The sequence below is a fragment of the Halanaerobium saccharolyticum genome (assembly GCF_003259895.1).
Taxonomy (GTDB): domain Bacteria; phylum Bacillota; class Halanaerobiia; order Halanaerobiales; family Halanaerobiaceae; genus Halanaerobium; species Halanaerobium saccharolyticum_A.
Map to the genome: position 1 here is coordinate 30,254 of NZ_QLME01000018.1, position 18,524 is coordinate 48,777.

Genomic DNA, 18,524 nt, shown 5'->3' on the forward strand with positions numbered 1-18,524 from the left:
GGTGGATGAGTTGAATGAAAAAAATTAATGATAGACTTGACCTTATTTTAGATGCTAAAGCTCAAATTGCAGAAGGACCTTTCTGGGATCAGGAAGAGCAAGTTTTGTACTGGGTGGATATTTTAGAAAAGAGAATAAATATTTATAATCCAGCGGCAGAGGAAAACATGGTTATTCAGCTGGAGAAGATGATTGGAGCAATTATCCCTACAACTGAGAAGGGAAAATTGCTGGCAGCTCTGGAAGATGGAATCTACCTAATTAATTCAGAAACAGCTGAGGCGGAGTTTTTAGTCAATTCAGAATCAAATACTGCCCAGACAAGATTTAATGATGGTAAATGTGACCCAAAAGGAAGATTCTGGGTGGGAACAATGGATTTAGAAGAAAACAGGGAGCTTGGAACTTTATACTGTCTGGATCAGGATTTAAATTTAGAGGAAAAAATTAAAAATGTTAAGATTTCCAATGGTCTGGCCTGGGGTCTGGATAATAAGACAATGTATTATATTGATTCACCGACTAAAGAAGTTTTAGCTTTTGACTATGATTTAGAAACTGCTGAGATTTCAAATAAGAGATCAATTATTTCTTTTGCAGAAGGTGAAGGAGTACCTGATGGAATGACTATTGATGCTCAGGGCAAGCTCTGGATAGCACACTTTGGCGGAGCCCAGGTTTCAAGCTGGGATCCTGAATCTGGCAAAAAAATTGATAAAGTTGAACTTCCGGTCTTAAATGTTACCTCCTGTGCTTTTGGCGGTAAAAATTGGGACGAACTTTATATAACCACAGCCAGTGTTGGCCTGAGTGAAGAAGAAAAGAAAAGGCATCCTTATGCTGGTGGGATTTTTAGATATCAGGCTGAGGTTAAGGGTTTAGAGGCTGTTAAATTTAAATTAAAGTAAATCTGAATACTTATTAAAATTTATTGTAATTTTATATTTATAATTTAATTAACATTGACAAAAAGACAAAAACAGCGATAAATTTATCGCTGTTTTTGTCTTTTCCATTTTTATTAAGATATAATTAATAAATGAATGTTTAAATTATATCTTAACAACTTTGTTTAAAAACATTTAAAGTTCAAATTGTGAAACAATTTCTGATAGTTTTTCTGCCATTTTTGCTAATTCATCCGCAGATGCAACAATTTCCTTAGTTGAGCGATTCTGTTCCTCTGTTGAGGCAGCAACTTTTTCTGCATTTTCTGCTGATTCCTGACTAACAAGAGAAATTTCTCCAACAGCAGTTTCAATATAATTACTGCTTTCTTCAATCTCTTCAATATTTCTTTTTATTTTTGAAATAAAGTCTTTTAAATTAATAGATGCTTGATCAACCTCTTTAAATGAGAGTCCTGTCTCTTCAATTGATTTAACACTACTATCGACAACTATTTCAGTATCATTCATTTTTTTTACTGCTGAATCTACACCATTTTGTATTTCTTTAATTAAGGAAGCAATTTTGTCAGTTGCATTTTCGGACTCTTCAGCTAGATTTCTAATCTCATCTGCAACAACACTAAATCCTCTCCCAGCTTCTCCAGCTCTAGCAGCTTCAATAGCAGCATTCAAAGCAAGTAAATTTGTTTGAGTGGCGATATCATTTATCAGAGATATTATTTCGCCAATTTCTTTTGATAGCTCTCCTAGATTATAGACATTGTCTGCAACTCTTTTTGAATTATCTTTAACATTTTTTATGTTTTGAATAGATTTATTTATATTTTTGTCTCCCTGTTCTATATTTTCTATAACAGATTCAGCTTGATTATCCATCTGTCCTGACATTTTATTGATTTCGATTATTTTTTTTGAAAGCAGATCTATACTGGAAGAAGTTTCCTCAATCTGGGCTGACTGTTCTTCTGCTCCCGAAGCGACATTCTGGACTGCATTTCCAACTTCATCAGCAGCTACGGCAACTTCTTGGCCTGAAGCGGCAAGTTCTTCACTTGAGGCTGATAGATTAGCTGATATGTCGGCAGCCTGACTAATAATTATTTTTAGATTGTTCTGCATTACTGAAAAAGCAGTTGTTAATTTTCCGATTTCATCTTTTCTATTTCTAAGTTTTTCTGGTATTTGATCTTTTAAATTTCCATTGGAAACTTTTTGGCAGCTTTCAACTGTTCTATTTAGGGCTTTAACTATAGAATTGGAACTAAAATATAAAACTCCTGCAATAAGAAGAAACAGAAAAGCACCGATAATTAATATCAAATTTCTGGTATTTGTTATAGTAGTATATATTTTCTCCATTGAAAATTTCAAATTAATTATTCCCTCTGATTCTCCCTGTTGTTTAAAAGGAAGAAAAACACTGTAAATTCTCTGGCTAGATTCATTTTCATCAGTATATATTTCTTCTGTTGAATATACTTGATCACTATTTATTATTCTTTTTATATTTTCATCTGTTATTTTTTTGCCAATAAGCTGGCTGTTATTTGAAGCTTTAATGTTTAAATTTTCCTCAATAAATGAAGCCTCGACTATATCTTCACTAGCAGCAATTTTATTCATTATTGTCTGATAGCTGAAGCGTTCCGTTAGCGCTTTTACTTCATTTGCTCTGATTCCAACCTGAATAAAACTTTCATTATCAGCCTTTAAATAAGCATATTTATTATAATTATCCGACTCAGAATCTTTACGAATATCTTCTATCAGCGATTTGTTTTCTGATCCTATAAAGTCATGGACAGGATGATCTGCTTCAGGTTTCCAACCCAGATAAGAATCTACTGTTGAATAAATAATTTCTCCCTGACTATTATACCAGTAGATTTCATTGACACCAGTTTGATTCATTATATCTTTAAGTAAATTGTTATTTAAATCTTCCCTTCTGCTCAGAACTATTCTGGCAGCCGTTATTAATTTTTCTCCCAGCATAGTTTCAATTTTATTTAGTGAGTTCAAATTATCAGAAAGCTGTAGCTCAGCCTGTTGAGCCAGTCTGATACCATCTTCTTTCTGATTTTGCAAAAGATTATTTTTTGTAATATCTGAAGCAAAAAAAGCAATTACATTAATCCCAATTAAAATTAAAATAATTGGAACAACTAGTAGTTTGAACTTTAAAGATGAAAATATTTTATTAAACAATTTTTATCTACCCCTCTCAATAATTAAATAGCTATGATATTTTTATTATATAATAAAAACTTTAAAATTAAAATAAGGATTTGTTAAATTTTTGTAAGAGTTTATCTAAAAAAATTTTAGCAAGCAGCTTAAAAATATTTAATTATGGCAGCAAACAATTTTTTTATAATAAACAAAATATTTTGCCACAATGGCCAGAAAAAGAAGTAGTTTATTAACTATTGCTATTTCGAGAATCATAGGAGTATAATGAAGGCAGAAGTTAAAGAAAAGCAATTAATTCCGGAGGTGAAAAGATTTGATTTTAGATCTTTTGAAAAGTCAAAATATAGAAGTTAATGTAAAAGCAGCTGACTGGAAAGAAGTTGTTGATAAGACAGGTGATTTATTATTAAAATCCGGGCAAATTGAAGGAAAATATATAGAAGCAATGAAACAGTCAATTATTGATAATGGACCCTATGTAGTTATTGGGGAGGGAATTGCACTTTTACACGCCCGCCCTGAAGATGGAGTAAATGAAAATTGTCTCAGCCTGATAACTCTTAAGGAACCGGTCGAGTTTGGCAATAAAAATAATGATCCTGTAAAAATTGCCTTTGCTTTTGGTACAGTAGATAATGACAAACATGTAAAAACAATTTCAGAACTGTCAGTGGTTTTAATGGAAGAATCAGCAGTTGATACGATTGCTGAAATGGGGAGTGCGGAGGAAATTTTAGAATATATCAAAAATATACTGGAACAGCAGTAATTTCATTTAAAATAATTTTGAAATTCGTAAATTTTATCAATTAGTCAACAAAAAATAGGAGGAGAAGAGCATGAGAGTATTAGCAGTATGTGGGATGGGTCTGGGCAGCAGTCTGGTTTTAAAAATGAATATAGAAAAAATTATGGAGCAGGAAGGAATTGAAGGTTCCGTTGAAGTCAAGGATTTATCTTCTATTATGGGAGAACAGGCGGATTATATTTTTGCCAGTGAAGAAATTGGAGCAAAAATTGAACATCCAGCAGAAGTCATTAGTGTCAAAAATATGACAGATAAAAATGAAATTAAAGAGAAGGTTCTGGCAGCATATAAAAAACTTTAAGGAGGAAATAACTTATGGATTTTTTAATGTCTTTTATTAACTTTTTAGTATATGAGGTTTTAAATCAACCAGCAACTTTAGTTGGTTTAATGGCATTTTTGGGACTGGCACTGCTTAAAAAACCATTTTCTAAAATAATGTCAGGAACGTTAAAGAGTATCTTAGGTTTTGTAATCCTGGGTGCAGGTGCTAATGTATTAGTTGGCAGCCTGAATAATTTAGGCCCCATGATTCAGGAAGCATTCAATATTCAGGGTGTAATACCGACAAATGAAGCAATAGTCGCTCTGGCTCAGCAGACACTTGGGACTCAAACTGCTTTAATCATGGCTTTTGGTTTTATAGCTAATCTGCTTTTTGCAAGGTTTACACCCTTAAAATATGTATTTCTTACCGGTCATCATATTTTCTTTATGGCAGCCTTATTATCAGCGGTTTTAAGTACAGCAGGATTAACAGGAGTACCTTTAATAGCGGTTGGAGCTGCAATTTTAGGTTTTGTAATGGTTCTTTTCCCTGCTTTAGCAGAACCGTTTATGAAAAAAATTACCGGTGGTACTGATGTGGCACTTGGTCACTTTGGAACAACAGGCTATGTTGCAGCCGGTCTTGTTGGCAAAGTAGTTGGGGATCCGGAAGACAGCACAGAAGATATTAAAGTTCCTAAATATTTGAGTTTCTTAAAAGAATCAGTTCTTGCCACTATGCTGACTATGATCATTATTTTCTTTATAGTATCCTTAATTGCAGGTCGTGACATTTATTCTCAGTATTCAGGTGGACAGAGTATCTTTATGTTCGCACTGATGCAGGGTATTACTTTTTCAGCAGGTGTTCATATTATCTTAACTGGTGTAAGAATGATCATCGGTGAGATTGTTCCAGCATTTCAGGGCATTGGAGAAAAGTTAGTTCCGGATGCAAAACCTGCACTGGACTGTCCGATAACCTTTACCTACGCACCAAATGCAGTAATTATTGGTTTTTTATTCAGCTTTTTAGGTGGGCTTGTCAGCATGTTCTTCCTGGGACCTCTGGGTCTGGCTTTAATTATTCCTGGAATGGTTCCTCACTTTTTTACCGGAGCAACTGCAGGAGTATTTGGTAATTCCACAGGTGGTAAAAAGGGAGCAATGCTGGGTGCCTTTGTTAATGGAATCTTAATCTCATTCCTACCAGCACTCTTATTACCGGTTCTGGGATCACTGGGTTTTGCAAATACAACCTTTGGTGACGCAGATTTCGGGATTGTTGGGATAATAATTGGTTATATAGCGAAGCTGTTCGCTTAAAATGAAAAAGAGTACAAGATTATTTGAGTTATATAAATACTTAGTTGATCAGAAGGAGCCTGTTTCTATAAAGGTTCTTTCTGAAATTCTAGAAGTAAGCAGTAGAACAATTCGCTATGACCTGAATGAGATTAAAGATTTGATTCAAAAATATGAGTTAAAGCTGATTAAAAAACCAAATTTTGGTGTGCTGTTAGAAGGATCAGACGAAGAACAGTTTAAAGTCTTTGCAGAATTTAATAATTTTTATAACAGCCGGCATTTTAGATCAGCTAAAATGCGAAAATATCTTATTTTATACAGACTTTTTCAGAAAAAAGAACCAGTGTTAATTTTTGAACTGGCTGATATTTTAGATGTGAGTTCTGCCACTGTGAGCAAAGATTTAGATCAGGTAGAAGAATGGCTGCAGAACAGAAGTTTGAATTTAATTAGAAGAAGAAATTATGGAGTTCAAATTGAGGGAGCAGAAATTGATATCAGACATGCAATGAAGAGCCTGCTCAATGAAAGTTATGAAACAGGAAATATGATTGAATTATTAAATAAGAGCAATAAAAAGGTTGGTTTTAAGAGTCGTTTAGATCACGGATATAATGAGGAAATCAAAAATCTTCTGGGAGAGCTTAACCTGACAGAAATCGAAGACATAGTTAAAGTGGCTGAAGAAGAATTAAAGATTAGTTTTACCGATAGTGCTTTTACCGGTCTGATTGTCCATATTGCTTTTGCAATTTCTCGTCTGTTAGCTGAACAGGATATTAAAATTGCTCCCGCAAGACTGCAGGTGGTAAAAGATAAGCAAGAATATCAGATTGCAGAAAAAGTAGCCCGGCTGTTGGAAAAAAAATTCCCAGTTGATATTCCAGAAGATGAAATAGCATTTATTACAATTCATCTTATGGGTGCAAAAATGAGACAGGGAGAAGTTCAGACTGATTTAAATGAAAATGAGCTGAACTATCTGGTTCAAGAAATGATTAAAGTTGTTGGACAATATTTCACCGTCGATCTTGCAGCTGATAAAAAGCTGCATTCCGGACTTTTAATTCATCTGCAGGCAATAGTTAATCGAATAATCTTTGATCTGCCGATTAAAAATCCACTTTTAGAAGATATAAAAGAAAAATATGAAGAAGTTTTTCAAGCTTCAAAACTGGCAGCAAGATTGATCCAGAGTGAATTTTATGTAGAAGTCAGTGAAGATGAAATTGGTTATATTACAATTCATTTTGGGGCAGCACTGGAGAGAATCAATTATCAGGAGAAAAAAAAAGCAAGGGTAGCAATAGTCTGTTCGAGCGGTGTTGGAACTACCAATCTTTTAGAAGTCAGATTAAATAATGAGTTTAAGGTAATTGAGATAGTTGCCAGCCTTTCCAGTCTGGATTTAGAAAATAATGAGTTACTTGATGAGATTGATTTTATTATTTCTACTATTCCCTTGAGTTTGGAAAAAATAGATGTTATTGTAGTAAATCCATTTTTAAATGATAGTGATGTAGAAAAAATAAGAGCCTACCTTCGTAAAGAAAAAATTGAATATGGTATTTTTTCTGAAGAAGAAAAGGATAAACACTATCAGCCCGAAAAAATCATAGATCTTCTAAAACCATATCTGGAAAAAGATAAGCTGCAGGAGGCTTTAAAAAAAGTTGAAATGCACTTTGAATCAGCTCAAGAAAATGTTAAAAATAAGATACAGCGAAAAAAAGATGCCAGGGGTTTACTCAAGTTATTAAAGAAGGATCAAATTAGAATAATCGATGAACAAATTGACTGGAAAGAAGCCATTAATACAGCAGGTAAACTGTTACTTGATAAAAAAATAATTGAACCAGGATATATTAAAAGAATGATAGAAATTGTAGAAGCTAAAGGACCTTATATTGCAATTGCACCAGAGATCTGTCTTGCTCATGCAGGGATTGAAGATGGGGTTAATCAATCGGCAATTAGTCTATTAATAATCAGGGAAGGAATTAAGCTGGGTCATCAATTTGATCCAATAAAATTTATTTTTGTGCTGGCTCCAATTGATAAAAAAGGACATATGCCTGCTCTGACAGATATTATAGATTTTGCCAATAACCAGAAGCTGATGGAAAAACTAGCATCTGCAAAATCAGCGACATCTGCTTATAAAATGTTAAAAAATAATTATGAAAAAGAAATTGAATATTAATACTAAAAATAGAAAGGATGTTAAAATCATGCTGCAAAAAATAGCGAATTCTGTTAGAGTTTTATCTGCAGATACTGTGGAATATGCTGGCTCAGGTCATGCCGGGATGCCCTTAGGTTGTGCAGAAATTGGAGCTTATCTATTTGCAAGGGAAATGAAATATAATCCTGATGAGCCTGAATGGTTTAACAGAGATCGGTTAGTTTTGTCTGCCGGTCATGGTTCAATCTGGCTTTATTCTTTACTTCATCTAACCGGTTATGATCTCAGTCTTGAAGATCTTAAACAGTATAGGAAGTTTGAATCTAAAACCCCGGGACATCCAGAGTATGGTATAACTCCAGGAGTTGAGATGACTACTGGTCCTTTAGGTCAGGGCCTTGCTCATTCTGTCGGGATGGCCCTGGCCGAGGAAATTCTGGCTGACAAATTTAATAAAGAAAATTATAATTTGATTGATCATTACACTTATGTGGTTGCCGGTGATGGAGATCTGATGGAGGGAGTTAGTTATGAAGCAGTTTCCCTGGCCGGTAATCTGGGACTTGATAAATTAATTGTGATTTATGATCATAATGGGGTTTCAATTGATGGACCAACTGATATAACTTTCGACGAAGATATTGAAAAGCGGTTTTCTGCAGCTAACTGGCAGGTTATTTCTCCAGTTGATGGTAATGATTTTTTAGATCTGGAATATGCTTTTAACAAGGCAAAAGCCGATCAGAAACGGCCAACTTTGATCATAGCTGATACTAAAATAGCAAAAGGAATAACTGCTAAAGAAGGTCAGAGTTCTGCTCATGCTTCACCGCTCGGTCGAGAAGAAATTTTGGAAATGAAAAGAAAAGCTGATTTTCCAGAAGCTGAATTTAAGGTGCCGGAAGAAGTATATCAATATTTTAAAGAACACAAACAAAAATTAGCTGCTAATTTTGCTGACTGGGAAGAATTAAAAGATCAATATGTAAACAAGTTTGAACAGGAATACAGAGAGCTGCAGGCCGGAATTAATTTAAAGAGTGAGCTTGATTTTGCTGGCTCAAGCATTAATTTTGAAGAAAAAATGCCTCCTAGAAATTATTCAGGGGAGTATTACAGATATTTAGCTGATCAGATTCCCTATTTAATCGGTGGCACAGCAGATCTTTCTGCCTCAACCAGAATTAATCTTGATCAGTATTCAGATATTCAAAAAGAGAATTTTAGCGGCAGAAATATTAAATTTGGAATTAGAGAACATGCAATGGCAGCTGCAGCAGGTGGCATTATGCTGCATCAGGGTTTAAGACCTGTTATTGCTACTTATTTAACCTTTTCTGATTATATGCGGCCTTCAATCAGGATGGCGGCAATAATGGGATTACCTGTAATTTATGTATTTACCCACGATTCAATTTATGTTGGTCAGGATGGCCCAACTCATCAGCCAGTAGAGCAGCTTGAATCTTTAAGAATGATCCCCGGTTTGAGAGTTATCAGACCGGCAAATGGCAGAGAAGTTAAACTGGCCTGGGAAGCTGCAGTTAAAGAAAATAAAAAACCTGTGGCATTGGTGATGGCCAGACAGGCAGTAGATTCTTATAGTAAGGAAATAAGCAGTCTAGAATTTGAGAGAGGAGCTTTTATAGTTTCAGATACTGCTGAAGCAGATATTGCAATTATGGCTGCTGGAAGTGAGGTAGAAACTGCTTTAAAGGTTAAAAACCTACTTAAAGGAGATTATAAAGTACGGATAATTTCCACTCCTGAAAAAGAAAAGCTGCATCAAAACCAGAAATATTTAGAACAGCTGTTTGGAAATGCAAAATTGACTGTTGCCATAGAAGCAGGTAATCCTACGGGATGGTATAGAGTAATGAAAGGTAACTCATTAGTTTTTGGAGTTGAAGATTTTGGCTTCAGTGCTCCTGGAGAAAAAATAGCAGAAGAGTTTGGCCTGACTGCAGAAAATATAGCTAAAGAGATAAAAAACAATATTTAAATTTGATAAAAAATAGATTTAATTACAAAAAGCCCGCTGAGATAGCGGGCTTTGCAATATGGCTTAACTTTTATTAATTATTTTAATTTTATTCTTCAAATGGTTTGATAAAATAAAAGTTTTTCTCATCAGAATGCTCTTCATTATATTTATAACCATCGACTTCAATTTCTTTAATTTGATCAATGCTTTCAATTCTGTTTTTAATCAGCTGATCAAGCATTTTTCCTCGATTCTGCTTAACATAATAGCCAACTGTTTTCAGGCTGCCATCTTCTTTTTCTTCTTTAAAGTAAAAATCAATGATTCTCCCCTGATAATTTTTTTCGACTACCTTACTGTATTCATTTGAAGCCAGATTGAAAATTAAATCAACATCAGTAAAATAATCTTCCATTACTTCCTGCCAGTAATCATAAAGATTAGTTCCATCCGGTTTAAGCTTCATTTCCAGTCTGTAGGGCCAGATTTCTGTATCAGAATGGACTGGCCCATACATTGGGGAAAGAATGACCAGTTTTTCCTGGAGATATGAGAACTGATCCTGATCATAGCTATCTAGTTCAAGCTGTTTAAAAACAGCTCCATTATAGCATTCAATAGCTGGGATGGTCTGATCGTCAAAACTGTGTTCCTGATAGAGCTCATATGTTCTATCTAAAAGATTTCCCTGGATATCAAGTTCTGAAGCTAAATTTTCTTTTGAGAGTGATTTTAGACAATTAAATAATTTTTTGGTCTTTTTTTCTTTTAAAATATTTCCGCCTTCTTCTTTGCGATTTCTTTCGTGATTCTGTGTTTTGCTTGGTGATAAAATTATTTTCATTAAATTCATTCCTTTCTATTTTAATTTATATATTATTTTCTTATTTTAATTATTCAAGAAAGGAAAGATTATACCTTTAATCTGATAAATATAGTTATTTGGGAATATCTTTGATGATATTTATTCATTAAAAACTTGGTATCTTTCAATAGAAGAACGTTTTTCTTGATAATCTTTAGGAGAAATACCAACTTCTTTTTTAAACGATCTAAAAAAAGTAGAATAGTCTCCAAAATTCAACTTGGCGCAAACCTCACTACAGCTGTTATTATCTAGTAAAAGTCTTTTAGCTGACATAATTTTTTTATATCTGATATAACGTATAATTGAAACTCCAGCATGTTTTTTGAATATATGAGACAAATAAGACTTATTTAAATGAAAGTTATTAGCAAGTGAATCTAGAGAAATAGACTCATTGATGTGTTGATTAATATATTTAATAATATCTAACATACGTTCATTATATTTAATAGTTTCACTTTCTATTTTCTCTTTTCTGGTAAATAATTCATTAATTAGAATTAATAGTTGAACAAAAAGAGTTTCAATCATAAGTTCCGAGGTGTCATCTTTTTGATGAGCATATTCAATTATTTTTTTAAAGTAAGAGTATATTTTTTTATTTTTATCATATATTTTATTATGGTTAGCTTCTTTTCTATTTTCAAAGCATTCTAATAAATTAAAATTATAAGAATCATATTTTGATAAAACCCAGGGGAAGAAGTGAATTATAATTCTTTCATAGGGTTCATTTTTATTGAAAATTGGTTTGTGTAATTCTCGATTATTCATTATCAACAGAGTATTTTCTTTCAACTCATAAGCATGACCCTCAATGTAATAGGTAACATCTCCTTTTAAAAAATAGAACAGCTCATAAAAATCATGAAGATGCATATTAAATTTGTCATAATCGGTTATTTTTTTTGATTGCTTATAATCTACTTCCAAAAAATTATTATTTAAGTAGTAGTCATTTTTTCTCATGGTTTCACCTCATTTAAGATTTATTTATATTATATCTTATATTATATCTAAAGAATTGCAATATTTAAAGCAGAAAACTCAAAGATTAACGAGAAAAATTACTGTATAATTAATCTGAAGTTAACAATTCAGTACTGTTGACAATCAATTAGAATAGATTTAATTTATTAAATGATAAAAACTATCAAATTGGGGTGATAAATTCTAGATTTCAAAGAGCTTCAGTGTCTTAGATTTGTATTTATGTTAAAAGTTTAAGAGAATATATTAATTTTCAACTTAATTTAGGAGGATAATAAATGAAAAAAGTTGCTTTATTTTTAATTCTATTTGTTTTATCAGTTGTTTTAGTAGGTTGCAGTTCTACAGATGAAAGTGTAGGTGATTCAACTCAAAAATTGAAATTAGCCCATAATCTAAATGAGAGACACCCAGTTCATCTTGCCTTAGAAAGATTTAAAGAAACAGTAGAAGAAAAATCAGAGGGAAATATTGAAATAACAATTCATCCTAATGGACAGTTAGGATCAGAGTCACAGGTGTTAGAACAGCTTCAAGCTGGTGCTTTAGCGATGACAAAAGTTTCAGCAGCTGCTTTAACTTCTTATTCTGAAGGTTATAATGCCTTTACTTTACCATATGTTTTTGCAGATGAAGATCACTTTTTTAAGTCAATGGAGTCAGATGCAGTTCAGAAATTATATAATTCAACAGAAGAAAATGGTTTTATTGGTTTAACTTTTTATGATTCTGGCGCGCGTTCATTCTATCATGTTGATAAAGCAATTCTAACTCCAGAAGATTTAGACGGAGAGAAGATTAGAGTAATGGGTTTCCAATCTCAGATTGATATGATGAAAGCTCTGGGTGGAACTCCAGTAACAATGCCTTATGGTGATGTATATACTTCTATTCAGTCAGGAGTAATTGATGGAGCTGAAAGTAACCCGACTGCACTGACAAATGGTAATCATGGTGAGGTTGCAAAACATTTCTCTTTTGATGAGCATACAAGGATACCGGATATTGTGGTTATAAGTGCACAGATTTGGAATTCACTAACTGAAGAGCAGCAGGCTATAATTAAAGAGGCAGCTGTTGAGTCAACAGAATACCAAAAAGGTGTCTGGGATGAAGCTATATCTGAGGCTAGAAGTCAGGCAGAAGATGAGATGGATGTAACATTCCATGAAGTAGATAAAGAACCATTTAGAGAAGCCGTTCAGCCAATGCTGCAGAATTATAAAGATGAATATCCTGAAGTTAGAGAATTATTAAATGTATTTAAAGAACTTGAATAGTTTTTTTAGTAAAAAGGTCTGTAAAAAGACCTTTTTATTACTTTGTTTAAATTTCAAGAATATTTAAAGAGGTGAATTAAATGTTAAAAATAAAAAAGGGAATGAATAAGGTATTATCTTATCTGACAGCTTTTTTATTGATTTCAATGACTGCTTTAGTTATCTGGCAGGTTTTTACTAGATATATATTAAGAAACCCGAGTACTTTTACAGAAGAATTAGTAAGGTTCATGTTAATCTGGACCTCATTTTTAGGTGCTGCCTATACTTTTGGAATCCGGGGACATATGGCATTAATATTTTTGAGAAATAAATTGGTAGGTAAAAAGAAAAGAGCTCTTTATCTTTTTATTGATTTAATTATTTTAATTTTTGCTCTGATATTAATCAAAGGCGGAATAAACTTATCTTCTAATTTAATTCAGATTAATACTCCTATTCTGGGGGTTTCAAAAGGTCTTGTTTATTCTATAGTGCCAATTTCGGGATTTTTAATTACAATTTATCAGATTTTTAATATACGCGAAGATTTAGAGATGGAGATTAATTAATATAATTTTAGGAGGTTAAAAATGGGAAGTGCTGCAATAATATTATTATTTTCTTTTTTAATACAGCTTGGAATTGGAATTCCAATATCTATTAGTATCGGGATGTCAACTTTAATTACGGCATTAACTACTCTGCCTGTTGATATTGTGTTTTTTTCAATTGCGCAAAAAATGATTGGTGGTATTGACAGTTTTTCGTTACTGGCTGTTCCTTTATTTGTCTTTGCTGGTAATGTAATGAATAATGGTGGTATTGCAAAAAAATTGATAGATTTTGCTAAAGTTATTGGAGGAAGACTGCCTGGCGCTCTGGCCCACGCCAATGTGCTCGGAAACATGTTGTTTGGTTCTTTATCAGGTTCTGCTGTAGCTGCTGCGGCAGCGATTGGAGGAACCATGGGTCCAATTCAGGAAGAAGAGGGCTATGATCCTTCCTATGCTGCTGCAGTTAATATTGCCTCATCACCAACCGGAATGTTAATTCCACCAAGTGGGGTCTTAATTCTTTATTCACTTGTGGCAGGAGGAGTATCTATTTCTGCTCTTTTTGTAGCAGGTTATATTCCGGGGATTTTAATGGGATTATCCTGTATGCTGGTTGCTTATGTTTATGCCAAGAAAAATAATTACCCAGTAGCAGAAAAAGTTACTTTTAGAGAAGGTTTTAAAGTATTTCTGAAGGCGATTCCAAGTCTGTTATTAATAATTATAGTTATTGGAGGTATAGTAGCCGGTATTTTTACTGCAACTGAAGGTGCTGCTATGGCAGTTGTTTATACGATATTTTTATCTTATGTTTATGGAACTTTATCAATTAAATCTTTTAAGGATATAGTTCTTAAAACTGCTGTGACTACAGGAGTAATAATGTTTTTAGTTGCTTCATCTTCGGCTATGTCCTGGATTATGGCTTATACAGGTATTCCGCAGGCAATTAGTAATGCAATTCTTTCTGTTTCGGATAACCAAATAATTATATTATTAATTATGAATATTACTTTATTAATAGTTGGAACTTTTATGGATTTAACTCCAGCAGTACTAATATTTACGCCAATATTTTTGCCGATAGCCAAACAATTGGGGCTGCACCCGGTTCATTTTGGAATTCTTCTGGTTTTCAATCTTTGTATTGGAATAACAACTCCACCAGTAGGAAGTGTTTTATTTGTAGGCTGTAGTGTAGCTGGAATATCTATCGAAAAAGTTATAAAACCAATGATTCCATTTTTTGCAGTGCTTATTATCGCCTTACTTATTGTAACATTCATTCCAGAAATCAGCTTATTTTTACCAAGGTTATTTGGTTTATTATAATTACAGGGAGTGCTAGAAAATGATCTATAATAATTATTTGTTTAAATTTATTAAAATAGAAGATAATATATTATCATTTGAAGATGATTTTAATTCAGCTGAATCTAAAATCAAGGTGAAGCTATTTATACTAGAAGAAGATATTATCCGTGTTCTTTTTATAGAAGAAGAACTAGAATTAGATAGAACCTGGCAGGTGGCTCCAGGGATGGGGGATATACCATATGAAGGTAGAGATAAAATGGATACAGCTGTATTTTCACTGCCAGATTTTGAATGGAGTCAGGAAAATAATGATTTTAAAATTGAAACCAAAAAGTTAAAAGCAAAAATAGATCTAAATGGATTTAAAATAGACTGGTTTGCAAAGACTAATTCTGGCTGGATAAAGATTGCAGGTGATAGAAAAACCCAGAGTTATAATTTTAATAACAGTCTGGGAGATGGTATTTATCACTATCTGGAAAGAGATACTAAAGATCAGTACTTTGGCTTAGGAGAAAAAGCAGGAGAAACCGATCGATATGGTAATCGTTATCGGATGTTTAATGTTGATCCGATGGGTTACGATGCTGAGCAAACAGATCCGCTTTATAAACATGTTCCATTTTATATTACCAGAAATAAAGAAAACAAAATCTCCTATGGTTTATTTTACGATAACCTGTCAACTTCAGTCTTTGAAATGGGATCAGAGTTAGATAATTATCACGGTTATTATAGATACTATCACGGTAGACATGGGGATTTAGATTATTATATGATACTTGGCCCAGAAATAAGTGGGGTAACTGAAAAGTTTTCCTGGCTGACCGGAAAAACAATATTTGAACCAAAATGGAGTATAGGTTATTCAGGTTCTACTATGACTTATACTGATTCAGCTAATGCTCAGGAGAAACTGCTAACTTTTATTGAAGATTGTCAGGAACATGATATACCCTGTGATTCTTTTCAGCTCTCATCAGGTTATACATCAATTGATGATAAAAGATATGTCTTTAATTGGAATAAATCCAAAATACCTACTCCAAACAAAATGACTCAGGATTTTCATGATAATGGACTAAAACTCTGTGCTAACATAAAACCCTGTTTATTACAGGATCATCCAAAATTTGAACAGCTTAAATCTGAGGATATGTTCATAATGAATGAAGATCAGAGCAGTGCTGAAATAGCTCAGTTCTGGGATGATTTAGGAGCCTATCTTGATTTTACCAATTATAAAACAATTAACTGGTGGAAGGAAAATGTAAAAGATAAGCTCCTGGAATATGGTATTGATTCTACCTGGAATGATAACAATGAATATGAAATCTGGTCAGAAGAGGCAAAGGCAAATGGATTTGGAAAAGCATTAGATATTGAATTGATCCGGCCAGTACAGACCTTACTGATGATGAAAGCTTCTTATGAAGCTCAAAAAGAATATGCACCTGATAAAAGGCCATATTTAATTTCTCGCTCAGGCTGTCCCGGGATGCAGCGTTATGTGCAGACCTGGTCTGGAGATAACAGAACCAACTGGAAAACCTTAAAATATAACATAAAAATGGGAATAGGTTTAAGTTTATCAGGAATTTATAATTTTGGTCATGATGTCGGAGGTTTTTCAGGCTCAGCTCCTGAACCAGAATTATTTTTAAGATGGGTACAGAACGGTATTTTCCACCCCAGATTTACAATTCATTCCTGGAATGACGATAAAACAGTTAATGTTCCCTGGATGTACAGTGATGTATTACCTGGGATTAGAGAAGCAATTAAATTTAGATCAAAAATAACCCCATATCTCTATAATTTGCTTTATCAGTCATCTCAATTTTATTCTCCAATGGTTAAACCGACTTTTTATGACTTTGAAGAAGATGAAAACACTTTTAAAGAAAATGACGAATTTATGCTGGGTGATTATCTTTTAGTTGCTTCTGTTGTTGAAAAAGGGAAAAGAAAAAGAGATGTCTACCTGCCAGATGGTGCTTACTGGTATGATTATCATTCTGATAATTTTTATGAAGGTGGAGATGAAGTTATTCTGGAATCCCCCTTAGAACAATTCCCTTTACTGGTTAAAGAAGGGGCCATTCTACCTGTTAATGAAGCTGAAATAACATTTGAGAATAAGGATGAAGATAAAAGAGCTTTTGAGATTTTCCCATTTATTAACAAGGGAAAAGAAAGTTATACTTTATTTGAAGATGATGGCTGCAGCTATGAATATCTAGAAGGTAATTATGCTGAGATTACAGTAGATATGAGCTGCGATCAGGAAAATATTAAAATAAACATTGAAAAAACTGGAGCTTATAATCTTTCCTATGATGATATAAAACTTTATTTTCCAGAAGCAGAGAAAAGAGAAATTATTGTAAATGGAGAAAAATTAAAAAGCGGTAAAAATACTTATACTTATCTAATTTAATTGGAGGTGAAAATTATTGAAAGAATTTATGAATGAAAATTTTCTTTTAGAATCTGAAATAGCTGAGTCTTTATTTCATAATTATGCAAAAGATATGCCAATCTTTGATTACCACTGTCATTTAAGTCCTCAAGAAATTGCTGAGGATAAAAAATATGAAAATATTACAGAAGTATGGTTAGCAGGAGATCACTATAAATGGCGAGCAATGCGCAGTAATGGGATAGAAGAAAAATATATAACTGGTGAGGGAAGTGATTATCAAAAGTTCTTAGCCTGGGCTAAAACTGTGGAGAACTGTATAGGAAATCCTTTATATCACTGGACACATTTAGAATTGCAGAGATTTTTTGATATCCATCAAACTCTGAATGAAGAAACAGCCAGTAGAATCTGGAATAAGGCTAATAAATTACTGGCAGAAGATGAATTTTCTGCCCGCAATTTAATGAAAAAAATGAATGTTAAAGGGGTTTGTACTACTGATGACCCGATAGATAGTCTAGAATATCACAGGACAATTGCTAAAGATGATGATTTTGATATTAAGGTATTACCTACTTTTAGACCTGACAAAGGAACTAAAATTGCTGAGCCCGGATTTTCTGACTGGTTAACTGAACTTGAAAAATTAGTTGCAAAGAAAATAGAAAGTTATGATGATTTTCTTGCTGCCTTGAAAAGTAGAGTAGAATTTTTCCACAGATGTGGTTGTAGATTAGCTGATAATGATCTGCCTTATGTTATGTATCAGAGAGTTAAAATTGAAGATCTGAGAAATATTTTTAAGAAAGCAGTTAAACAAAAAGAGCTGACAAAATTAGAAAAAGACCAGTTCAGAACAGAAGTGCTGCTGTACTTAGCTGAACTTTATTCAGAATTAGGATGGGTAATGCAGCTGCATATTGGAACACTCAGGAATAATAACAGTCGAATGTTTAACAAAGTAGGTGCTGATAGTGGTTTTGATTCAATTTCAGACTGTCAAATAGCCAGACCATTATCTGATTTTTTGGATGCACTAGATTTGAATGATAATTTGCCTAAAACAATTTTATATACTAATAATCCTAATCATAATGAAGTTATTGGTACAATGATCGGCAATTTTCAGGGGGATGGAATTCCAGGTAAGCTGCAATTTGGTACTGCCTGGTGGTTTAATGATCATATTGATGGAATGCTTAATCAATTAAAAACTTTAGCAAATCTGGGAGTATTGAGTACCTTTGTGGGAATGTTAACTGATTCCAGAAGTTTCTTGTCTTACCCGCGCCATGAATATTTTAGAAGAATACTATCTAATTTATTAGGGGAATGGATCAATAAGGGCTATTATCCAGATGATGATAAGAAAATAAAAAAAATTATTCAGGATATTTCGTTTTATAATGCAGAAAAATATTTTGACATACATCTATCAAATTATTAATTCAC

14 protein-coding genes are annotated in these 18,524 nt (G+C 33.1%); 11 read left to right on the forward strand and 3 right to left on the reverse strand.

Annotated elements, in window-relative coordinates:
• Positions 1–14: 14 nt before the first annotated feature.
• On the forward strand, positions 15–908 hold the full coding sequence (locus C7958_RS11105; protein WP_111572750.1) for an SMP-30/gluconolactonase/LRE family protein: 894 nt from the start codon (positions 15–17) through the stop codon (positions 906–908).
• A gap of 174 nt (positions 909–1,082) precedes the next feature.
• Here the strand turns inward: C7958_RS11105 and C7958_RS11110 are convergent, their stop codons facing one another.
• Positions 1,083–3,119 (reverse strand): methyl-accepting chemotaxis protein, encoded by a 2,037-nt coding sequence (locus tag C7958_RS11110; RefSeq protein WP_111572751.1) that lies wholly within the window; start codon positions 3,117–3,119, stop codon positions 1,083–1,085.
• 298 nt (positions 3,120–3,417) lie between these two features.
• Between C7958_RS11110 and C7958_RS11115 the strand changes: the two genes are divergently transcribed.
• The 5 genes from C7958_RS11115 to tkt all read left to right on the forward strand — a co-directional run bounded on the left by C7958_RS11115 (position 3,418) and on the right by tkt (position 9,674).
• A complete protein-coding gene (locus tag C7958_RS11115; protein ID WP_111572752.1) occupies positions 3,418–3,873 on the forward strand; it encodes a PTS sugar transporter subunit IIA in 456 nt (151 codons plus the stop codon).
• A 70-nt stretch (positions 3,874–3,943) separates the two neighbouring features.
• Positions 3,944–4,213 (forward strand): PTS sugar transporter subunit IIB, encoded by a 270-nt coding sequence (locus C7958_RS11120; protein WP_111572753.1) that lies wholly within the window; start codon positions 3,944–3,946, stop codon positions 4,211–4,213.
• Positions 4,214–4,227: 14 nt separating this feature from the next.
• Positions 4,228–5,505: a PTS ascorbate transporter subunit IIC gene (locus C7958_RS11125; RefSeq protein WP_243834332.1), complete on the forward strand. Its 1,278-nt coding sequence runs from the start codon at positions 4,228–4,230 to the stop codon at positions 5,503–5,505.
• Between the two features lies 1 nt (position 5,506).
• The gene (locus C7958_RS11130; protein WP_111572754.1) at positions 5,507–7,690 is read left to right on the forward strand and encodes a BglG family transcription antiterminator; all 2,184 of its coding nucleotides are present in this window, start codon (positions 5,507–5,509) and stop codon (positions 7,688–7,690) included.
• A gap of 28 nt (positions 7,691–7,718) precedes the next feature.
• Positions 7,719–9,674: a transketolase gene (tkt, locus tag C7958_RS11135; protein ID WP_111572755.1), complete on the forward strand. Its 1,956-nt coding sequence runs from the start codon at positions 7,719–7,721 to the stop codon at positions 9,672–9,674.
• Positions 9,675–9,762: 88 nt separating this feature from the next.
• Here tkt and C7958_RS11140 read toward each other — a convergent pair whose 3' ends face one another.
• Both C7958_RS11140 and C7958_RS11145 read right to left on the reverse strand, forming a co-directional pair.
• Entirely contained in the window at positions 9,763–10,500 is a 738-nt protein-coding gene (locus C7958_RS11140; protein ID WP_111572756.1) for a YaaA family protein, read from the reverse strand.
• A 120-nt stretch (positions 10,501–10,620) separates the two neighbouring features.
• Entirely contained in the window at positions 10,621–11,493 is an 873-nt protein-coding gene (locus C7958_RS11145) for an AraC family transcriptional regulator (RefSeq protein WP_111572757.1), read from the reverse strand.
• Positions 11,494–11,792: 299 nt separating this feature from the next.
• On the opposite strand from C7958_RS11145, the gene C7958_RS11150 reads away from it, so the two are divergent.
• The 5 genes from C7958_RS11150 to uxaC all read left to right on the forward strand — a co-directional run bounded on the left by C7958_RS11150 (position 11,793) and on the right by uxaC (position 18,519).
• Entirely contained in the window at positions 11,793–12,794 is a 1,002-nt protein-coding gene (locus C7958_RS11150) for a TRAP transporter substrate-binding protein (RefSeq protein WP_111572758.1), read from the forward strand.
• Positions 12,795–12,874: 80 nt separating this feature from the next.
• The gene (locus C7958_RS11155; RefSeq protein ID WP_111572759.1) at positions 12,875–13,345 is read left to right on the forward strand and encodes a TRAP transporter small permease; all 471 of its coding nucleotides are present in this window, start codon (positions 12,875–12,877) and stop codon (positions 13,343–13,345) included.
• A 21-nt stretch (positions 13,346–13,366) separates the two neighbouring features.
• A complete protein-coding gene (locus tag C7958_RS11160; RefSeq protein ID WP_111572760.1) occupies positions 13,367–14,662 on the forward strand; it encodes a TRAP transporter large permease in 1,296 nt (431 codons plus the stop codon).
• A 19-nt stretch (positions 14,663–14,681) separates the two neighbouring features.
• Positions 14,682–17,087 (forward strand): glycoside hydrolase family 31 protein, encoded by a 2,406-nt coding sequence (locus C7958_RS11165; RefSeq protein WP_111572761.1) that lies wholly within the window; start codon positions 14,682–14,684, stop codon positions 17,085–17,087.
• A 16-nt stretch (positions 17,088–17,103) separates the two neighbouring features.
• Complete coding sequence (gene uxaC / locus C7958_RS11170; protein ID WP_111572762.1) at positions 17,104–18,519, forward strand: glucuronate isomerase; 1,416 nt, start codon at positions 17,104–17,106, stop codon at positions 18,517–18,519.
• The last annotated feature ends 5 nt before the right edge of the window (positions 18,520–18,524 follow it).

Coding starts and splice junctions, on each gene's coding strand:
- C7958_RS11105 (WP_111572750.1), top strand. CDS start 15: ATGAAAAAAATTAATGATAGACTTGACCTTATTTTAGATGCTAAAGCT.
- C7958_RS11120 (WP_111572753.1), top strand. CDS start 3,944: ATGAGAGTATTAGCAGTATGTGGGATGGGTCTGGGCAGCAGTCTGGTT.
- C7958_RS11125 (WP_243834332.1), top strand. CDS start 4,228: ATGGATTTTTTAATGTCTTTTATTAACTTTTTAGTATATGAGGTTTTA.
- C7958_RS11130 (WP_111572754.1), top strand. CDS start 5,507: ATGAAAAAGAGTACAAGATTATTTGAGTTATATAAATACTTAGTTGAT.
- tkt (WP_111572755.1), top strand. CDS start 7,719: ATGCTGCAAAAAATAGCGAATTCTGTTAGAGTTTTATCTGCAGATACT.
- C7958_RS11140 (WP_111572756.1), bottom strand. CDS start 10,500: ATGAAAATAATTTTATCACCAAGCAAAACACAGAATCACGAAAGAAAT.
- C7958_RS11145 (WP_111572757.1), bottom strand. CDS start 11,493: ATGAGAAAAAATGACTACTACTTAAATAATAATTTTTTGGAAGTAGAT.
- C7958_RS11150 (WP_111572758.1), top strand. CDS start 11,793: ATGAAAAAAGTTGCTTTATTTTTAATTCTATTTGTTTTATCAGTTGTT.
- C7958_RS11155 (WP_111572759.1), top strand. CDS start 12,875: ATGTTAAAAATAAAAAAGGGAATGAATAAGGTATTATCTTATCTGACA.
- C7958_RS11160 (WP_111572760.1), top strand. CDS start 13,367: ATGGGAAGTGCTGCAATAATATTATTATTTTCTTTTTTAATACAGCTT.
- C7958_RS11165 (WP_111572761.1), top strand. CDS start 14,682: ATGATCTATAATAATTATTTGTTTAAATTTATTAAAATAGAAGATAAT.